Source organism: Permianibacter fluminis, from assembly GCF_013179735.1.
Taxonomy (GTDB): Bacteria; Pseudomonadota; Gammaproteobacteria; order Enterobacterales; family Permianibacteraceae; genus Permianibacter; species Permianibacter fluminis.
In genome coordinates, this window is the sequence record NZ_JABMEG010000001.1 from 202,575 (window position 1) to 221,812 (window position 19,238).

At 60.5% G+C, this 19,238-nt stretch carries 14 protein-coding genes; 10 read left to right on the plus strand and 4 right to left on the minus strand.

The window, feature by feature from the left end:
- Nucleotides 1-187: 187 nt before the first annotated feature.
- Together HPT27_RS00930 and HPT27_RS00935 are read left to right on the plus strand one after the other, a co-directional pair.
- Nucleotides 188-1,939, plus strand: a complete 1,752-nt coding sequence (locus HPT27_RS00930) for a DUF1631 family protein (protein ID WP_172237611.1) — start codon at nucleotides 188-190, stop codon at nucleotides 1,937-1,939.
- On the plus strand, nucleotides 1,936-2,289 hold the full coding sequence (locus HPT27_RS00935; protein WP_172237614.1) for a PilZ domain-containing protein: 354 nt from the start codon (nucleotides 1,936-1,938) through the stop codon (nucleotides 2,287-2,289). The genes HPT27_RS00930 and HPT27_RS00935 overlap by 4 nt, the downstream gene beginning before the upstream one ends.
- 87 nt (nucleotides 2,290-2,376) lie before the next feature.
- Here the strand turns inward: HPT27_RS00935 and HPT27_RS00940 are convergent, their stop codons facing one another.
- The 3 genes from HPT27_RS00940 to HPT27_RS00950 form a co-directional block, all read right to left on the minus strand.
- Nucleotides 2,377-4,005 carry a methyl-accepting chemotaxis protein gene (locus tag HPT27_RS00940; RefSeq protein WP_172237617.1) on the minus strand — a complete coding sequence of 543 codons (1,629 nt, stop codon included), beginning with the start codon at nucleotides 4,003-4,005 and terminating at the stop codon, nucleotides 2,377-2,379.
- 290 nt (nucleotides 4,006-4,295) lie between these two features.
- Nucleotides 4,296-5,492: a GGDEF domain-containing protein gene (locus tag HPT27_RS00945; RefSeq protein WP_172237620.1), complete on the minus strand. Its 1,197-nt coding sequence runs from the start codon at nucleotides 5,490-5,492 to the stop codon at nucleotides 4,296-4,298.
- 204 nt (nucleotides 5,493-5,696) lie between these two features.
- On the minus strand, nucleotides 5,697-8,021 hold the full coding sequence (locus HPT27_RS00950) for a M4 family metallopeptidase (RefSeq protein ID WP_172237623.1): 2,325 nt from the start codon (nucleotides 8,019-8,021) through the stop codon (nucleotides 5,697-5,699).
- A 558-nt stretch (nucleotides 8,022-8,579) separates the two neighbouring features.
- Here HPT27_RS00950 and tkt point away from each other — a divergent pair.
- From tkt to pssA, 6 genes are all read left to right on the plus strand, one after another.
- The gene (tkt, locus tag HPT27_RS00955; protein WP_172237626.1) at nucleotides 8,580-10,577 is read left to right on the plus strand and encodes a transketolase; all 1,998 of its coding nucleotides are present in this window, start codon (nucleotides 8,580-8,582) and stop codon (nucleotides 10,575-10,577) included.
- Between the two features lie 137 nt (nucleotides 10,578-10,714).
- Entirely contained in the window at nucleotides 10,715-11,725 is a 1,011-nt protein-coding gene (gene gap / locus HPT27_RS00960) for a type I glyceraldehyde-3-phosphate dehydrogenase (protein WP_172237629.1), read from the plus strand.
- 19 nt (nucleotides 11,726-11,744) lie between these two features.
- Nucleotides 11,745-12,920, plus strand: a complete 1,176-nt coding sequence (locus tag HPT27_RS00965; protein WP_172237632.1) for a phosphoglycerate kinase — start codon at nucleotides 11,745-11,747, stop codon at nucleotides 12,918-12,920.
- Between the two features lie 41 nt (nucleotides 12,921-12,961).
- Nucleotides 12,962-14,026, plus strand: coding sequence for a class II fructose-bisphosphate aldolase (gene fba / locus HPT27_RS00970; RefSeq protein ID WP_172237635.1), 1,065 nt, complete (start codon nucleotides 12,962-12,964; stop codon nucleotides 14,024-14,026).
- A gap of 135 nt (nucleotides 14,027-14,161) precedes the next feature.
- A complete protein-coding gene (locus HPT27_RS00975; protein ID WP_172237638.1) occupies nucleotides 14,162-16,066 on the plus strand; it encodes a sulfatase-like hydrolase/transferase in 1,905 nt (634 codons plus the stop codon).
- Nucleotides 16,067-16,149: 83 nt separating this feature from the next.
- Entirely contained in the window at nucleotides 16,150-16,743 is a 594-nt protein-coding gene (gene pssA / locus HPT27_RS00980; protein ID WP_211197800.1) for a CDP-diacylglycerol--serine O-phosphatidyltransferase, read from the plus strand.
- 301 nt (nucleotides 16,744-17,044) lie between these two features.
- Here pssA and HPT27_RS00985 read toward each other — a convergent pair whose 3' ends face one another.
- Entirely contained in the window at nucleotides 17,045-17,248 is a 204-nt protein-coding gene (locus HPT27_RS00985; protein WP_172237644.1) for a hypothetical protein, read from the minus strand.
- A gap of 182 nt (nucleotides 17,249-17,430) precedes the next feature.
- Between HPT27_RS00985 and HPT27_RS00990 the strand changes: the two genes are divergently transcribed.
- Together HPT27_RS00990 and HPT27_RS00995 are read left to right on the plus strand one after the other, a co-directional pair.
- Complete coding sequence (locus HPT27_RS00990; protein ID WP_172237647.1) at nucleotides 17,431-18,531, plus strand: M35 family metallo-endopeptidase; 1,101 nt, start codon at nucleotides 17,431-17,433, stop codon at nucleotides 18,529-18,531.
- Between the two features lie 157 nt (nucleotides 18,532-18,688).
- Nucleotides 18,689-19,189 (plus strand): aminoacyl-tRNA deacylase, encoded by a 501-nt coding sequence (locus HPT27_RS00995; protein ID WP_172237650.1) that lies wholly within the window; start codon nucleotides 18,689-18,691, stop codon nucleotides 19,187-19,189.
- Nucleotides 19,190-19,238: the final 49 nt, after the last annotated feature.

Genomic DNA, 19,238 nt, shown 5'->3' on the forward strand with positions numbered 1-19,238 from the left:
TGTCGGTGTCGGTGTCGCCGCTGGCGTCGCCGAGACCGTATGCACCGACCCCTTTGTGCCGACACCATTTGCCGAAGCAATTTACCGGGGCAAGCGCGGCCAGCTCAGCTACGCTGACTAGACCCCCCAACCCCGACTGCTGACCCCGCAGCGACCAAGGACTGGCGCAGCTAGGAAACTGAGACCCATGCCCATAGCGGCCAGTGATGCCCTGTTCGACCGCCTGGCGGCGCTGAACCGGGAATTTCCCCCTGCCAACTGGCGCGAGCTGCTGGCCGCCGAGGTTTTTGCCGAGCCGGCCGCGCTGGTGCGGGCACTGCACCCGGCCAAGACCCGCAGCGACGCGGTGCTGCTGCTGGCCGCCGCGCTGGCGGTGCAGGTCGGCGACAGCGATGAACTGGACGCCACCTATCTGCAGGCGATGCGGCCGTTCTGGTTCACCGTCGCCACCGCCAGCCTCACCGACTGGCAGTTCTGGCATTCGCCCCGCCAGCCGCTGCGCCGGCTGTTGCACCAGCTGCTACTGACCGGCCGCAGCTACAGCCTGTCCGCCCACCCGGCCAGTGCCCAGTTTCCGCAACGCCTGCACAGCCGACTCAACAATCTGGCGGAACAGGCCATTGCCGGTGCCGGCCCGGACAATCTGTTGCCGCTGCTGAAGTCGCTGTATGCCCTGCTGCGTAACGTGCACGACCAGCAAAGGCACAGCGATCACCGGCTGCTGGAACAGGAAGATCAGAGCCGGCGCACACTGCATGCCCAGGCCGACACCAGTCGGGCTATCCGGCAAGCCGTCTGGGGCCAGCCGGTGCCTGCCAGCGTGGTCAATTTTCTCGACGAAACCTGGCGCAAATACCTGCAGCTGCTGCACCTGAAAGTCGGCATGCAGCATCCACTCTGGCAACAGGCGATCGCCGACATTCAGGCCATGGTCCGGTTCGCCAGCGAGGCCAGCCCGGACGAGCTCGGCAAGGCGGTCAAGACCGAATTGCCGGGGTTGATGCGGCGCATCCGCGAAGCCGTGGCCCAGACCCGCACCAGCGAGCAGGGTCAGCGCTTTCCGGAAACCTTTGCCGCGTTGCTGGCGGCGCGGGCGCGCAACCTGCCGGATGCCGGCCTGCCATTGGGTGAATTACTCGACGAGCCGGATGATGTCGCGGCCGCCAGCAGTGCGGCAAGCAATCGGGGCGCGGTGCCGGATCGGGGCGAGAGCCTGCTGCTCAAACGCGGTAACGACTGGTTGCGGGTCCGGGTCGCCAACCATCTCGATGAAGGCAATTACGTTTTGCTGGCCGATTTTGCCGGCAGCCGGGTCGCGGCGTTTTCACCCAATGAACTGCACGCGCTGATGCAGGAAGACAAAGCCCGGGTCCTGCCGGACCGTGATCCGGTTCAGGCCCTGCTGCCGCAACTGCCACATCTTTTGAAAGCGCTGCTCAGTTCCGCCAGCGATACCCAGGCCCGTCAGCGCGAACAGGCCGAGCAACAGCAGCAAGCAGCCGCTGAACAGGCGATGCGACAGCGAGAAGCGGTGCGGGCCGCTGAATTTGCCAAACGCCAGCAAGCCGAAGCGGCCGAACGGGCCGAACGAATCGCGGAAGAACGGCGACAGGCTGAACAGGCTGCGCTGCTGGCCACCCAACAGGAAAAGGCCCGCGCCCTGATCGCCACGTTACGCAGTGGTGCGCTGGTCGAATTGCGCCGCGACCAAGAGCATTTCCGCGCCTGCTATCTGGCCATGATACGGGCCAGCGATCAGCATTATCTGTTTGTCGACCGGCAGGGCCAGAAAGTGGCCGAGCATGACATAGACGCCTTGATTCAATTGGTGCTGGTCGACGGTTTCCGGGTGGTTGAATCCGGCTCGGCGCTCGACAACACCTTGCAGAATCTGGTCAGCGAGCGCCGGCAATTCTTGAGTGACGAGGACGGCTCATGAGCAACAAACCGGAACAGGAACAGCGACAGGAAAATCGACTCGCCAGCGCCGAGCCGGTGCATATCCAGATCCTGCGTCAGGTGCCAACCTCGGTGGCCACGACCGCGGTGCTGCATGCCAATACCCACGACATTTCCAGCAGCGGGTTCAACGCCCTCAGCAATGTCGAACTGACGCCCGGGCTGCTGCTGGATGTGCTGATTGAATTGCGTGATGGCAGCCAACCCTATTTGCTGACCGCTGAAGTGCGCTGGTGCCAAGCGCGTGAAGGCGGCAACTATTCGGTCGGCTTTGTCGTGATGGCCGCGCAGGGCAGCGACTTTCAGGCTTGGCAGACGCGCTTTCGCTAAACTGGCCGAGACGCCAATAAAAAACCGGCAATAGCCGGTTTTTTATTGGCAACGGACCGCAAGGCGCACGCGGTTTATCACGCCCGATCAGCGCAGTCGGAACCGGCTGACCATCGCATTCAGCGAACTGGCCAGACGCGCCAGCTCATTGCTGGCGGCCGAGGTTTCTTCGGCGCCGGTGGCGGTCTGGCTGGCGATGTCGCGGATCGCGATCAGGTTTTTGTCGACCTCGCGCGCCACTTGCGCCTGCTCTTCGGCCGCCGCCGCGATGGTCAAATTCATTTCATTGATCCGGCTGACCATCTTGGTGATTTCTTCCAGCGCGTCATCGGCCGATTCGGCCAGCGCGCGGCTGCGCTGGGCCTGCTCGTTGCTTTGTTCCATTGCCCCGACCGCACCCTGGGTGCCTTGCTGGATGCTGGCAATCATCTGCTCGATTTCCCGGGTCGAGGCTTGCGTGCGCTGGGCCAGCGCGCGCACTTCATCGGCCACCACTGAAAAACCGCGGCCCTGCTCGCCGGCGCGCGCCGCTTCGATGGCGGCGTTCAGCGCCAGCAGGTTGGTTTGATCGGCAATGCCGCGAATGACATCGAGCACCCGGCCGATATCACTGGCCTGCTGCGCCAGCGTCTTGATCGATTCACTGGTCTGGACCACGTTGCCGGCGAGCTGATCAATCGCCTGCGCGGTATCGCGTACCTGTTTGCGTCCCGCGGCCGCGGTGCCTTCGGTTGCCCGCGAGGTATCGGAGGTGTGGTTGGCATTGCGCGCCACCTCATCCACCGCTGCCGACATTTCGGTCACGGCCGTGGCCGCCATTTGAATTTCATCATTCTGGCGCTGAATGCCTTTGCTGGCGCCATCGGTCACCGCATGCAACTCTTCTGCGGCCGAGGCCAGTTGCACCGCCGAGCCCTGAATCTGCTGCATGGTTTCACGCAGGCTGGCCTGCATGCGTTGCAATGCTGATTGCACCCGGGTCAGCTCGTCGTTGCCATCGACGCCGATGCTGTGAGTCAAATCGCCGTCGGCCACGCGTTCGGCCGCTTTCACCACCAGATCCAGCGGACCGGTCACACTGCTGCTGAGCAATTTGGCGGTCAGCACGGTGAAAATCAGTGCCGACACCAGCAGCACGATGACCGTCCAGCGCGCGGCGCTGGCCGTGTCATCGGCGGCAATGCCGGCCGCCTTGGCGCCATCGCTGTTGTAATCGACCATCATCGCCAGATGCTTGGCCAGCGCCGTATATGCTTGCTCCGAATCGCCAAGGCCCTTGCTCAGCGCCGCTTCGTGCTGGCCACCGGAGATCGCGGTAAAAACCGCATCGGCACTCGTTTGATAGCTTTGCGCCAGACGCCGGTACTCATCGAAATTGCGCCGATCGACGTCATCGATGATGGTGTCGTCGTAGGCTTTTTCCGGTTGCCGCAGACTGGTCCGGATCTGGTTGACCTCATCGCGCTGGTGCTGCTGATCACTGACCGCGCTGGACAGCAGTGCGCGCAGCTCGTCGGCTCTGGATTGCGCGTGTACGGACTGAATCTCGCCGAGCGCCTTGGTGCCCAGCAGCCAGACATCGCGCGTCTCGACCAAGGCATCCTGGATTTTGCTCATCTGGACCAGGGCCACGATGCCGAGCAACACCATCGCTGCCGTCAACAGACCAAAGCCGACCACATTGCGTTGGCCGACCGAATAATTGCGCATGCTCATTGTTTTTCTCCGCCGCCGAACTGGGCCTCTGTCGGCCGCTTAACACTAGCAGTCTTTTCCGCGAGCGCTGTTGACAGGCTATCGGCGCCGTGCCGGCTGACTTGAATGGCGAACGGGATAGCCTGCGCGGGCGGCAAAATCTTGCCGCCTTGAATCAACGGTCTCGGCGCCCGGCAGATTGAAGTGGATGGATGGCAGCGGGTGGCGGCTGGATGATGGGCTCGGTGACGGCCTCGATGACGGGCTCGGTGCGAACGGCGATGCCAGGAGCACTCGACCGCGATGAATCATCAATCCGAAGCGTACAGCCCGGCGCTGGCAGCGGCGTCATCGATGATCAGCCGATCACGGCCCTCGCGCTTGGCGCGATAAAGCGCCGCATCGGCCCGGGCCAGCGCCCGCTCGATGGTTTCCGGCGGTGTCACTGTGACCGCGCCCATGCTCAGCGTCAGGGTCGTGGCGTTGTCGGTTTGTGGCACCGCTTTCAGGCGCTCGGCAATGCGCTGACAGACACTGGTCGCTGCCGCCGGTGTTGTCGCCGGCAGCAACAGGGCAAACTCGTCGCCACCGAGTCGGCCGAACACATCACCGGCACGCAGGTTGGCCTGCACGGTCATCGCCAGTTGCTGCAGCGCCTGATCACCGCTGGCGTGACCGTGGTTGTCATTGATGCGTTTGAAGTGATCGAGATCGAACATCACCAAAGTCGCGGCAGCTTGCCGGGCACTGGTTTGCACCGCTTGCCAGGCCAAGGCCAGAAAATGGCTGCGACTGGCCGCGCCAGTCAGGGAATCAAATTGCGCCAGCTGGCGCAGTTGCTGCTGGGTCCGGACCAGCTCCTGCTCGGTGCGCTCAAAGGTCAGCACGAGAAACAGGCACAGCGTCAACACCACCGCGACGGCATTCCAGGCCATGCGCAGCAGCGCCGAGGCATCTTCAAAAAAAATCTCGTGGCCCGGCTCCAGAAAGAAACTGACAAAGGCGCGGTAGGTGAACAAGGCCGCCACGCCGAGCAGCACCAGCGCGTAAGCGCGCAGCGTGGCGTTGCGACGGCCGTCGCGCAGCCACATCAGCAGTGCCAGCAGATACAGATGGGCTGCGGCATACAACAGCGAGAACACGCCAACCTGCTGACCGGCCGTCGTGGTCAACACCGGCAGCAGCAACAGGGTCAGCAAACTGAGCGCCAGCAGACTGACATCCCAGCGCAATGACAGGCGCAATTGCTGCTGATAAAACCGGCGAAACCCCAGCGCAATCAAAAATGGCGCCGCCACCAGCAGTTGGCTGGCCAGCGGCCGGGCCAGACTCCAGACATCTTTCAAGGCAAACACGGCCAGGCCGGCAAGATAAGCCAGCATCGCCAGTGTCCAGAAACCAAAACCGGGGTACACGCGCCGACTGGCTCGGACATAGAGCATGACCGTTGCGGCCGTGGTCACGACGGCTGCCGCCAAAATCAGAACCGCACGAGCACTGAGATCCATGAGCCGACAACGTGATTCAGTTCACATAATTGCCGCAGAGCATACCCGAGTGCCGCCACCGTCAACATGGCTGTACAAAATTCGACAAATCCGCTGCACAAGGACACAAAGTGAGTGGTGCCTTGAAAAGCAAAACGCCCACCAGGTGGTGGGCGTTTTGGTACGACTTTGTAAAGTCCTTCTTGGTAAAGCTGCGGTGGCGGCTTACCAGGTCAGCTTCACGGTGTACTTGCCATTGGTGGCGCCAGTGCCACCGCTGTAGTACTTGACCCGGACGTAACGAACCGAGGCCGCCGTGGTGCTGTTGGTGTTGCTGGCGGTATCGACCGCACCGCTGCCATTTTCACTGGCGGCGACCTGGGTACCACTGCTGTTGTAGATGTACAGATCGTAGTCCGAGCTGGTGTTCGGTGTCAGCGTCGCGGTCAGCGTGGCGCCGGCCGGCAGCGTGACTTTGAAGTAATCGCTGTCAGTGCTGCTGCCCATGTTGCCGCTCATCGTCGTGCCGCTGGTGCTGACGCTGTTGGCCGCTGCCGTGCTGTCATTCGGCTCGACTTCGCTGCTGCCACCGCCGCCACCGCCGGTGCTGTACGACGCGGTGATGGTGACGCCCGAAAACGTCGAGTAGGCGCTCAGCAGAGCGTAGTAAGTGCCGGTCGACGGCGCGGCAATCGTGCAGCTCTCGGCACTGGTGCTACCTTCCGACTTGCAGTCATTCGACGACGAGGTCGGCGCGCTACCAAACTTGACGTACAGATCGGCATCGCCGCTGCCACCGGTGGTGACGAACTTCAGATTGCTGGCGCCAGCCGGCACGTCAATCTTGTAGTTCAGGCCCGAACCGGCCGCTGCACCCTGGCTACCGAGCGCAACGCCGTTGCTCAGCGTGGTGGTCGTCCCGCCACCGCCACCGCCGCACGCGGTGCCGGTAACACCGACCGCCGTCAGTGAGGCTTTGACGTCCGTGGCCGAATAGCCCAGATCGATCGCCGCTTTGCAGACGCCATCACCGGCCTGCTGGAAGGTGCTGCTGGAAGTCCAGTAGTTGTTGTTGGCGCGGTAATAGACTTCGAAGGCTTTCTTGACGTTCCAGCCCGCCGTGGTGGCCAGCCGGTAGAACGCGTGGTTGTACACGCCCGAGCTGTAGTGCACGTCCATGCCGCTGGTGTAATTGGCCACGTTCTTGATGGAGCGGCCATCGCAAGTCGGATCATCCATGCAGCGCATTTGACCCGAAGTCTTCTTGATCATCGAACCGATTTTCCAGTCGACGTTGCCGCCAACGTAGTAAATCGCCGCCATGCCGGCGATGTCCGAGAACGATTCGTTCAAGCCACCCGACTGCCCGCTGTAGGCGAGATTCGAGCGCGCTTCGGTAACACCGTGCGAAATTTCGTGACCGACCACATCCATCGAGACCAGCGGGTGGAAGCTGCTGCCATCGCCATAGGCCATGGTGCAATTCGACCAGAACGCGTTGTCGAGGCCGCTGTCGTAGTGACCGTACTGACGCAGCGTACCCGAGCAATGCGGATGCGGCGCGACGTTGAACCAGGTCTTGTACATCTCAACGGTTTTGGCGCCGTTGAACAGGATGTCGTTCAGCACGCCGTAGCCGCCGTTGACGGTGGCTTCGACGAAACGGTTGGCGGTCGTGGTGCAGGAAAACGATACCGGCGTGGTGCTGCTGGTGCTGGTGCCGTTGTTGGCGTTCATCACCCGGGTCGCGGTATTGCTCATCGAGCAGGTGCTACCGCTTTTGGTGACCATGGTGGCGCCGGCCAAACCGGTACCGCTGGTGCTGTGCTCGATCTGACCCATGCGGGCGTTGCCGCCGGGGCCGGAACCGGCTTCTTCGGTTTGCAGGTTGTCGTACTGGAACAGCACTTTGCCAGTGTTGGCATCGATGAACATCACCGGTTGTTTCGGCAGCTGGCCTTTTTTGCCTTTGCTGAAGAACGTCACCCGATAGGCCAGGCTGGCGCGGCCGTCATCGCCCTGGAAAATCATCAGTTCCGGTGCTTTCTCGTGCTCAACCGCCGGCAGCACTTGCGCTTGCTTCAAGGCATTGCGACCACCAACTTGCGGCTTCAGACCGAAAAAGGCTTGTTTGGCGCGGAGGCTGACAGCCTTGCCATCAAGCCGCGGCGTCACGCTGGTCACGTCGCGACCGAGGTTTTGGTACACGGTGCCGGAGACGAAAGTGAAAATACCGTTCTTGTCGCGGGTCGCGGTGTATTCCGCGCCCCAGACCGGCAGGCCACGGAAGGTTTGTTGACCGCGCTCAAGCCGCTCACCGCCGCCCAAGTTACGATCTGCCTTCAGCGCAAACGACTCGTCGCGGGCCAGCAGCGCGGTCATCGCGTTGCCGCCGCCGGACTTGGCCATGGCGGTCGAGGTTTGGCCGACGACATTGTTGCTGGCGAGGGTGTCGAGACTGAGCTCGACTCGGTCGGCAGACCAAGCCGGCGCACTGGCCGCCAGGGCCAGAGCGATGGCGGCTGCCATCTTGTTGTTCATGACTGACATTGCAGTGTTTCCCCGATGTTGTGTTGTAGGGTGCCCTGGGCCTCTCGGGTTGAGAGAACCGGGTTGACGCCAGCCTGCCGACGACATGCGACCAAAACCGACGCAGCCCAACCCAACGCCTACAACGCAAAGACGGGGGAAACGGAACCAATCCAGCCAGTATCAGCTGCATGCCCTTCCTTGGCGCAGTTGCTGGCAGTCGGCCTCCGCCTCCGGGTTATCTCCCGGTATGGCGAACCTCCATGACCGCTGCCGGGGGGCGAAACTAGGCCTGCTGGGGAGGTCAAAATGAGAACTGCGTCACATTGCTACGGTAAGATGACAACACCACCACAAAGCGATACATCTGCTGCGCTGCGCCATCGGCAGGGCCGTGGCGACCCGAGGGGCAGGCATTGCCCTCCTATATAAGACACATGTGCAATTAAGGAAGCTGGCGGGAAAACGGGAAAGCTTTTGCCCTGACCGGCGCGTTCAGCGAAAATAGCGCGCTTTTTCGCCAGCCCCCTGCGCCAGCTCATCGCCCCCGCTGCGCCGAGCCAAACTGAGACGCCCCTGATGCCCAGTCGTTTTGAGAAGGCCAATGCCATCCGTGCATTGGCAATGGACGCCGTTCAGAAAGCCAAATCCGGTCACCCCGGCATGCCAATGGGCATGGCAGATATCGCCGAAGTGCTGTGGAGCGACGCGCTCCGGCACAATCCCCAAAACCCGAACTGGCCGAACCGCGATCGCTTCGTGATCTCGAACGGTCACGGCTCGATGCTGCAGTACGCACTGCTGCACCTGAGTGGTTATGACGTCTCGCTCGATGATCTGAAAAATTTCCGCCAGCTGCATTCGAAAACGCCGGGCCATCCGGAATACGGTTACACGCCGGGCATTGAAACCACCACCGGCCCGCTCGGTCAGGGTCTGGCCAACGCGGTTGGCATGGCCGTTGCCGAAAAAATGCTGGCCGCGCAGTTCAACCGCGACGGCCACGCCATCGTCGATCACCACACTTATGTCTTCCTCGGCGACGGCTGCCTGATGGAAGGCATCTCGCATGAAGTGGCGTCACTGGCCGGCACCCTCGGCTTGGGCAAATTGATCTGCTTTTATGACGACAACGGCATTTCGATCGATGGCCATGTCGAAGGCTGGTTCACCGACGACACGCCGAAACGCTTCGAAGCTTACGGTTGGCAAGTGATCCCGAATGTCGACGGTCACGATGCCGACGAAATTCAAATGGCGCTGGCCACCGCGCGCGCCGAAACCAGCAAGCCGACGCTGATCTGCTGCAAGACCGTGATCGGTTTTGGCGCGCCGACCAAAGCCGGCAAAGAAGAATGTCACGGCGCGCCGCTCGGTGATGCCGAAATCGCCGGCGCCCGCGAGCAATTGAAGTGGCCGCACGCGGCGTTTGAAATTCCGTCCGCCATTTACGCCGCCTGGGATGCAAAAGAAAAAGGCCAGAAACTGGAAAGCGACTGGAACCATTGCTTTGCCGCCTATGCGAAAGCCCATCCGGACCTCGCTGCCGAATTCAGCCGTCGCATCAAGGGCGAGCTGCCAGCCGATTTCAGCGCCAAGGCCGATGCCTGGATCGCCGAAACCAACAGCAAAGCGGCCACCATTGCCTCGCGCAAAGCCAGCGAGAACAGCATCAACGCGCTGGCGCCGCACCTGCCGGAATTGCTCGGCGGCTCGGCCGATCTGGCCGGCTCCAACCTGACCATCTGGAAAGGCTCGAAAGGCGTCAGCAACGAAGATGCCAGCGGCAACTATCTGTATTACGGCGTCCGCGAATTCGGCATGAGCGCGATCATGAACGGCATCGCGCTGCATGGCGGTTTCATTCCGTATGGCGGTACGTTCCTGATTTTCATGGAATACGCCCGCAACGCCGTGCGCATGGCCGCGCTGATGAAACAGCGTTCCATTTTCGTTTATACCCACGACTCGATTGGCCTCGGAGAAGACGGCCCGACGCATCAGCCCATCGAGCAAATGGCCAATCTGCGCGGCACCCCGAACATGAGCCTGTGGCGGCCCTGCGACGCGGTTGAGTCAGCGGTAGCGTGGAAAGAAGCCTTGCTGCACAAGCATGGCCCGAGCGCACTGGTGTTCTCGCGCCAGAACCTGCCACATCAAACCCGGAACGACAGCCAGCTCAGCAATATCGCGCGCGGTGGCTATACCTTGAGCGATTGCGAAGGAACACCGGAGTTGATCCTGATCGCTACCGGTTCCGAAGTCGGCATTACCATGACCGCAGCGGCGACGCTGCGCGAAGCCGGCCGGCGCGTGCGGGTCGTCTCGATGCCGTCGACCAATGTGTTTGACCGGCAGGATGCGGCCTATCGCGAATCGGTGCTGCCGTCGTCGGTGCGCAAACGCATCGCCGTTGAAGCCGGCCATGTCGATGGCTGGTACAAATACGTCGGGCTCGACGGCCGCGTAATCGGCATGACCACGTTTGGCGAAAGCGCGCCCGGCGACAAGTTGATGGCGCAGTTCGGTTTCACCGCCGAGCACGTCGTCACCGTCGCCCGCGAACTGCTGGCCTAATCGCATCACGGTCGTGGCCACTCAGCGGTGGTCAAGACCGAACATGGTTTTGTTTGTCTGAAGATGGTTTTTTTGTCTGAAGATGGTTTCGTTTGTTGTGTTTGTCTTATCTGAATTGCAGTCAGGAGCGCTTTGCAATGGCAATCAAAGTCGGTATCAATGGTTATGGTCGTATTGGTCGCACCGTCCTGCGGGCGATTTATGAACACGCCCGTCGTGACGAGATCATCGTCACCGCCATCAATACCTCACACCCGATCAAGGATGAAGCCTTTTTTACCCGTTTTGACACCGTGCATGGCCGCTTCAATGCCGACGTGACCTGCGACGAGAACAACATCTACGTCAATGGCGATCGCATTCGGGTGTTCGCCGATCGCAATCCGGCCAATCTGAAATGGTCCGATGCCGGCGTTGATATCGTGTTCGAATGCACCGGCAAATTCACCAGCAAGGAAGCCGCATCGGCCCATTTCACTGGCGGCGCCAAAAAAGTCCTGATCTCGGCCCCGGGTGGCGAAGATGTCGATGCCACCATTGTTTATGGCGTCAACCATGGTTTGCTGAACAGCGGCATGACCGTGGTCTCGAACGCGTCGTGCACCACCAACTGCCTGGCACCGGTGGCAAAGGTACTGAACGAACTGGTCGGCATCGAAAACGGCCTGATGACCACCGTGCATGCCTACACCAACGATCAGAACATCGTCGATGGTCACCACAAGGATCTGCGCCGCGCCCGCGCTGCTGCGCAAAATATCATCCCGACCAAGACTGGCGCCGCCAAAGCGGTCGGTCTGGTGCTGCCGGAACTGAATGGCAAACTCGACGGCTTCTCGATGCGGGTACCGACTGCCAATGTCTCGGTAGTCGATCTGACTTTTGTTGCCAAACGCGATACCAGCAAAGACGAAATCAACGCCGCGATGAAAGCGATGGCCGCCGGTGCCATGAAAGGTGTGCTGGCTTACAACGACGAACCGCTGGTCTCGGTCGATTTCAACCACACCCCGTTCTCGTCGATTTTTGACGCGACCCAGACCAAGGTCAACGGCCGTCTGGTCAAGGTGCTGGCCTGGTACGACAACGAATGGGGTTTCAGCAACCGCATGCTCGACACCGCAATTGCGATGATGAAGGCCAAATAGTTCGTTTACGGAAAACCACATGAACGTTATCAAGATGTCCGATCTGGATCTGCACGGCAAACGCGTGTTGATCCGGGAAGATCTGAATGCACCGATTCAGGACGGCAAGATCAGTTCGGCGATTCGGCTCGAAGCTTCGCTGCCGACCATCCAGCTGGCCCTCGACAAAGGCGCCAAGGTGCTGGTGATGTCGCACCTCGGCCGGCCGACCGAAGGCGAACTGAAGCCGGAAGATTCCTTGGCACCGATTGTCGACTGGTTTCGAAGCCGGTTGAGCGTGCCGGTGCGGCTGACCAGTGATTACCTCAATGGGGTCGAAGCCAACACTGGCGAAGTCGTCTTCCTCGAAAATGTCCGTTGCAACAAAGGCGAGAAGAAAAACAGCGACGAACTGGCAAAGGCTTATGCCGCGCTTTGCGATGTCTATGTCGGTGATGCGTTCGGCACCGCCCACCGCGCCGAGGCGTCGACCCATGGCGTCGCCAAGTTCGCCAAGATTGCCTGTGCCGGTCCGCTGATGGCCGCCGAAATCGAAGCGCTGACGAAAGCGCTGACCGCCCCGAAACGGCCGCTGGTCGCGATTGTCGGCGGCTCGAAAGTCTCGACCAAACTGACCATACTCGAAGCGCTGGCGCAGAAAGTGGATCAGCTGATCGTCGGTGGCGGCATTGCCAATACCTTCCTCGCCGCCGCCGGTTTCCCGGTCGGCAAGTCGCTGTACGAAGCCGATCTGGTCGAACAGGCGAAAACGCTGATGGCGCAAGCCAAGGCGCGCGGCGCGGATATTCCGGTGCCGGTCGATGTGGTGGTCGGCAAGAAGTTCGATGCCAACGAACCGGCCGTCGTGAAAGCGGCAAAAGACGTCGCCGCCGACGACATGATTTTTGATATCGGCCCGGAAACTCGCAAACAATTTGCCGCGCTGCTGCAGAAAGCCGGTTCAATCGTCTGGAACGGCCCGGTTGGCGTCTTCGAGTTCGACCAATTTGGTGAAGGCACCAAGGCGCTGTCACTCGCCATAGCGGACTCGCCGGCATTTTCGTTGGCCGGTGGTGGCGACACGCTGGCGGCGGTCGACAAGTACGGCATCAACGACAAGCTGTCGTATATTTCAACCGGTGGCGGCGCTTTCCTCGAATTTCTGGAAGGCAAGGAATTGCCAGCGATTGCGATTTTGATCGAACGGGCAAAGTGATCGGCACCCAATGACTTACCGAATGGAGAGGAGATAACGAAATGGCACTGATTACCCTGCGGCAATTGCTCGACCATGCCGCCGAGCACAACTACGGCGTTCCGGCGTTCAACGTCAACAACCTGGAACAAATGCGCGCGGTGATGGAAGCGGCCAATGCGGTCGACGCTCCGGTAATCATCCAGGCCTCGGCTGGCGCCCGCAAATATGCTGGCGCACCGTTTCTGCGCCACCTGATCTTGGCGGCGATTGAAGAGTTTCCGCATATCCCGGTGGTCATGCACCAGGATCACGGGGTCTCGCCGGCGGTCTGTCAGCGCTCGATTCAGATGGGCTTTTCCTCGGTGATGATGGACGGCTCGCTTGGCGAAGACGGCAAGACCCCGAAAGACTATGACTACAACATGCGCGTGACCAAGCAGGTGGTCGAACTGGCGCACTCTTGTGGCGTCTCGGTTGAAGGGGAAATCGGCTGCCTCGGCTCACTGGAAACCGGCATGATGGGTGAGGAAGATGGTCACGGCGCCGAAGGCGCGCTCGATCATTCGCAGCTGCTGACCGATCCGGAAGAAGCCGCGCGCTTCGTCAAGGACACCGGCGTTGACGCACTCGCCATTGCCATCGGCACTTCGCACGGGGCTTACAAATTCACCCGGCCGCCGACCGGCGACATTCTCGCCATCGGCCGCGTCAAAGAAATCCACGCCCGCATTCCGAACACTCACCTCGTCATGCACGGCTCGTCGAGCGTGCCGCAGGACTGGTTGAAAATCATCAACGAGTACGGCGGCGATCTCGGCGAGACCTACGGCGTGCCGGTCAGCGAAATTCAGGAAGCGATCAAGCACGGTGTTCGCAAGGTCAATATCGATACCGATTTGCGCCTGGCTTCGACTGGTGCCATTCGCCGCTTCCTGGCCAAGAACCCGAAAGAGTTTGATCCGCGCAAATTCCTCGCCGAATCCACCAAGGCGATGCTGGGCATCTGCAAAGAGCGTTACGAGCAGTTCAATTGCGCCGGTCAGGCCTCGAAAATCAAGGTGCTGAGTCTGGACGCGATGACCACGCGTTACGCCAAAGGCGAGCTGGCTGCCAAGGTGAACTGAGCGGGATCGCACACGGTCCAAAGCAAGGGCCCGCTAAGTCCGCGTTAATCGACACCCCGTCATGATGGCGGGGTGTTGTTTTTTTCCAGTACGGTTGTTGTGTTCATTATTTTTTTTCTGGGTTGGTAGCGTGTCATGAGCAAACTGGTTTCGTTTCTTCGTCAGCTGTTGCAAGCAGGAGTCCCGCTACGGGCGGCGCTGCTGACGGTATTGGTCGAAGCGATATTGCTGGCCGACATGCTGCCCGATAGTGCCGGCGCCAACCCGACGACCGTCGCGTTCAGTGTCATGGCGCTGCTGGCCTATGCTTCGATGTATCTGGCCGTTGCCCTGCTGCCGGCTTGGTTGCTGAATCGATTCAAACTGCCGCGCGCTGCCGCCGTCTGGTTCTGGTTGCTGGCCGGCATCGTGTTTGTGCTGACCCTGATCGACAGCCGGCTGTATCCGATTTATGGCTTCCATCTGAACGGCTTTGTCCTGAATCTGGTGCTGACGCCGGGCGGGATTGATTCGCTCGGCGGCGATGCGATGAGTTTCATCAGCATGAGCGCACAAGTGACGGCACTGCTGTTGCTGCCGCTGCTGCTGCTGTGGTTGGCGGCACGACGCATCAGTCAGCGTTGGCTGAATGCCCGCGTCTGTCGTTATGGCGTCATCGTGCTGATCGTGGCGCTGCTCGGTGAGCGCATTATTTACGGTATTGCCGATCTGCGCGGTCCCGGTACCGTGTTGACCGTTGCCAACAGTTTTCCGATGTATGACAAAACCTATTTCCGCAGTTTTGGCAAACGCATCGGGTTGGCTCAGCGGCCCAATGTGAAGGTCGACGGCCCGAGCGTCAGCGGTCGACTGCATTATCCGCAGCGGCCCTTGCAGGTCACTGTACCGGCACAGCGTTACAACGTGATCTGGCTGGTTGCCGAATCGCTGCGTGCCGATATGCTGGATCCGGACATCATGCCGGCGACCTGGCACGCCGCGCAGCGCGGTCGCCAGTTCCGTCAACATTTCAGTGGCGGCAATGGCACCCGCATGGGCATGTTCTCGCTGTTCTACGGCTTGCCCGGCAATTACTGGTTCAGTTTTCTCGGCGAGCACCGCAGTGCGGCCGTCATCGATGTGCTGCAGCAACAGCACTATGAAATGCAGCTTTTCACCGCGCAGTCGTTCACCTACCCGGAATTCGATCGGACCATTTTTGCCAATATCGACAGCAACCGTCTGCACGTTGATGACAAGGGCGAAGGCTGGGAACGGGATCGGCGCAATAGCCAGCGTTTGATCGAACAATTGCAACAGCGGCACGCGGAGCAGCCACTGTTCCTGTTCAATTTCTTCGAGTCCACCCATGCTCGCTACACCTTCCCGGATGACGCGGCGATCCGGCCGGATTATCTGCGCGAATTCAATTACGCCCGTATGGATGTCGATTCGTTCAAACGCGACATCAACGGCATTCGCGATCGCTATGTCAATTCCGCGCGGGCGCTGGATCAGGCACTGGCGCCGCTGTGGGCGTACATGGAACAGGAAAAGCTGTTCGACAATACCGTGGTCGTATTCACCGGCGACCACGGCGAAGAGTTCATGGACAGCGGTCGCTGGGGCCACAACTCGGCCTTTGTCCCGGCCCAGCTGCACGTGCCGCTGGTGCTGTGGCTGCCAGGCGAGTCAGCGGCAGTCGATGATCGGCTGTCGGCACACATGGATGTTGTGGCGACACTGATGCCGCGACTGGGTGTACAGAATCCGGTCAGCGATTACAGCCTCGGTTTTGATTTGCTGGCCGCCCCGGCGCGCCAGCAGGTGCTGGTCTCCGATTGGGATCGGGTTGGCTATCTGGATGCCGATTACATCCTGACGCTGCCGCTCAGCACCGATGCCGGGTTCCGGCCGCAGGTCACCGATGGCCGTGGTCAGGCGGTCAGCGACGAGGCCGCCGATGCCGCCTTGCTCAGCCGTCAACGCGCCATGCAACAGGTGATGCACGACATCAGCCGGTTCTACCGCGCACCGGACGAAACGCCGGTGTTACACTAAGCTGATGCGGGCTCTGACCAGCCCGAACCTCCCTTACCCGTGACGCAAACAACGATACGATGACTGGCAAAAAGCCCTTCTCCATGATCCGCAATTTTCATCTGGCGGATTGGTTCACCCTCGGCAATGCTTTCTGCGGCATGGGTGCCGTGTTCGCTGCCATGGCCTTCCTGCAGACCCAGCAGCGCGATTACCTGCTGCTGGCCGCCGGCTTCATTCCGCTGGCGCTGGTCTTCGATATTCTCGACGGCCGCATCGCCCGCTGGCGTCAGGAACAATCGGCCATGGGCCGCGAACTCGACTCGCTGGCCGACATCATTTCGTTCGGCGTTGCGCCGGCGGCCATTGCCTACAGCAGCGGCATGCATGGCCTGTGGGATGCGCTGATTCTGCTCTGCTTTGTCGCCTGCGGCGTCAGCCGGTTGGCGCGCTACAACATCACCGCCGAGGCGATGAGCGAAGAAGCTGGCAAAGTGAAACATTTTGAAGGCACACCGATTCCCAGTTCGACCTTGCTGGTGGTCGTACTGGCAGCAGCGGCCGGTCAGGGCAACCTCGGTGATGCACTGTGGTTCGGCCAATGGCAACTCGGCCCCGGCGTGCTGCATCCGCTGGTGCTGATGTTTGCGCTGTCGGGTTCGCTAATGATCAGCACGATCAAGATTCCGAAGCTGTAAGGCAAAAACCGGAACGCAATGTCCGGTAGCGCGTCGCCGCGCAGGTCACAGCGGCGATTGCAAACAGCAGAGAGTGCGTTAAAGACCTGAAGCATTTTCGAAACGCCAGCTGGCACTGCCTGCTGGCGTTTTTGTTTTCAACGCTGGTGTTCCGGTTTTTCCTGAACCGCTCATTGCCTATTCGCGCGTTCACGATTCGATTCGCGCTTTTCCTGTTCGCCTTTTTTTGCTTCGCACCTTCCTGCTATGCACGCTCCAGTTTTGCCCAGCGCATCTTGCTGACGTCGTTCTGTTCGCGGCATCACAGGCAGCGCACCAGCCACTCACGCATCTTTTCGATGCCACCGGCAACAATTCGAATTGCCGTATACACCGCCAACTTCGGTATCGAATCGTAGCCTTTTGTATCGCCCTGTCGCTGGCGCAGGGCCTTTCCTGTCGATTGGCTCCCGAATTGTGTTTTTCCCCGGCACAACGCTTGACAGTAGTCGGCACTCTCTCCCATTTTCTGTTCCGCACACCAGCGGAGGGGTCGGTGGGCAGTGGCAGCTCGCACGCGGAATGGCGAGCGGCTGCCGCTATAACCGGCCCATCTGCTGGCTTGGTCGCGACATCCTGTGCGCTGCATCAGGCTGTGCTCCCGAATCGGTCGTTGGGCTGATCACAAAAAAATCGAGGGAGACAGTCATGTTCCGTAAACCCATGCTCTGGTTGGCAGCGCTGCTGCTGGCCAGCGGCGCCAATGCCCAGCAAGTCAATAGCGATCTGTCGGTCGAGCTGCAACCGGTACGCACCAGCTTGAACGCCAGTGATGACGTCGAATTCACGGTGCAAATCACCAACAACGGTCGCCGTTCTGTACGCCTGTTGAAGTGGGACATTCCCGGTGAAACCGATGAAGCGTCGTTCTTTTCAGTCAATCGCGATGGTCGCGACGTGCTGTATATCGGCAAGCATTACAAACGCGGTGCGCCGGCCGCAGCCGACTATCTGGTATTGAAAGCAGGCGAGACACTGAGCCGGAAAATCGATCTGTCGACCCAGTTCGATTTCACCGTCACCGGCAACTACAACATCCAATACGCGCCGCAGCATTTCCTGCCGATCGATCGTGGCAGTCTGGCTGCCAACAAGGCCGGCGCCGAGCAGGTTGCCGGCATCGGCACCTCGCCGTCAGTGACCATCTGGGTGCAAGCCGCCAGCGAATCGCTGATTGAAAAACAACTCAGTGAAAAAGTGCAGACCGGTCAGGTCGTGATGCAAAGCGTGGGCTACTCGAGCAATTGCAGCACATCGCGTCGCAGCACCATCGCCAGCGCCGTCAACGCCGCCAACACCATGGCGACCAATGCCAAGAGCTATCTGCAGAACACTGCCACCGCCAATCGCTCGAGCAGCAAGCGTTACAAAACCTGGTTTGGCTCCTACACCAGCTCACGCTGGACCACGGCGACCAACCATTTCGTCAACATCGATGATGCGCTCGACACCAAACCGCTGGTGTTCGACTGCGGCTGCACCGACAGCGCTTATGCGTACGTCTATCCGACCCAACCGTACAAGGTGTATCTGTGCTCGGCATTCTGGAGCGCACCACTGTCCGGCACCGACTCCAAGGGCGGCACCATTGTCCATGAGCTGAGCCACTTCAATGTGGTCGCGGCAACCGATGACCGCGCTTACGGTCAATCGGCCGCCAAGAGTCTGGCCATCAGCAACCCGACCGGCGCGCTCGACAATGCCGACAGCCATGAGTACTTCGCGGAAAACACCCCAGCCCTGCCCTAAGCTGTAGCGGGAAACGAGCCCGACCGTCACCACGGTCGGGCTTTTTTATTGCCGATAAATGCCAATCCCTCACTCGGTTAGGCCGTTGCTTTCTGAAAACGGCTAAGCCGCTACCGTGCTCGCTAGACTGCCCCTCCCCTGTCGAGGAGTCACTGCCATGGCGATCGCACCATCGATGCAAAGCTATCTGCATCGGCAAGGCGTGCAGTACTCGCTGCTGCCGCATCCCTACGCCGAGCGCAGCGCCCGGGCGGCATCCTGTTGTGGCGTACCGCTGGAACAGATGATCAAGGCGGTGCTGGTGCAGGATCAAGATGGTCAACATCTGCTGGCGTTGATCCCGGCCGACCGCCAGCTCAGCCTGTTTCATCTGTCACAGCATTTGGGCCGGCATTTTCAGCTGGTTGATGAAAACGACGTGGTGCAATGCTTTTCCGACTGCGATAACGGCGCGGTGCCGGCACTGGGCGCCGCCTACGATATCGAAACCGTGATCGACGACAGTTTGCGCCGCAAAACCACGGTCTATCTCGAAGCCGGCGATCACGAAGATTTGATCCAGTTAACCCAGGAACAATTCCGCTCGCTAACCCACGACTGCGTCTGTGGCTATTTCAGCATCAGCAGCCAGACTGGCGCGCGGCTATTTGCGGAATAGCGATGCGGAAATAGCGTTGCTGAAAGGCGACACGGTATAGCGTCGGCGC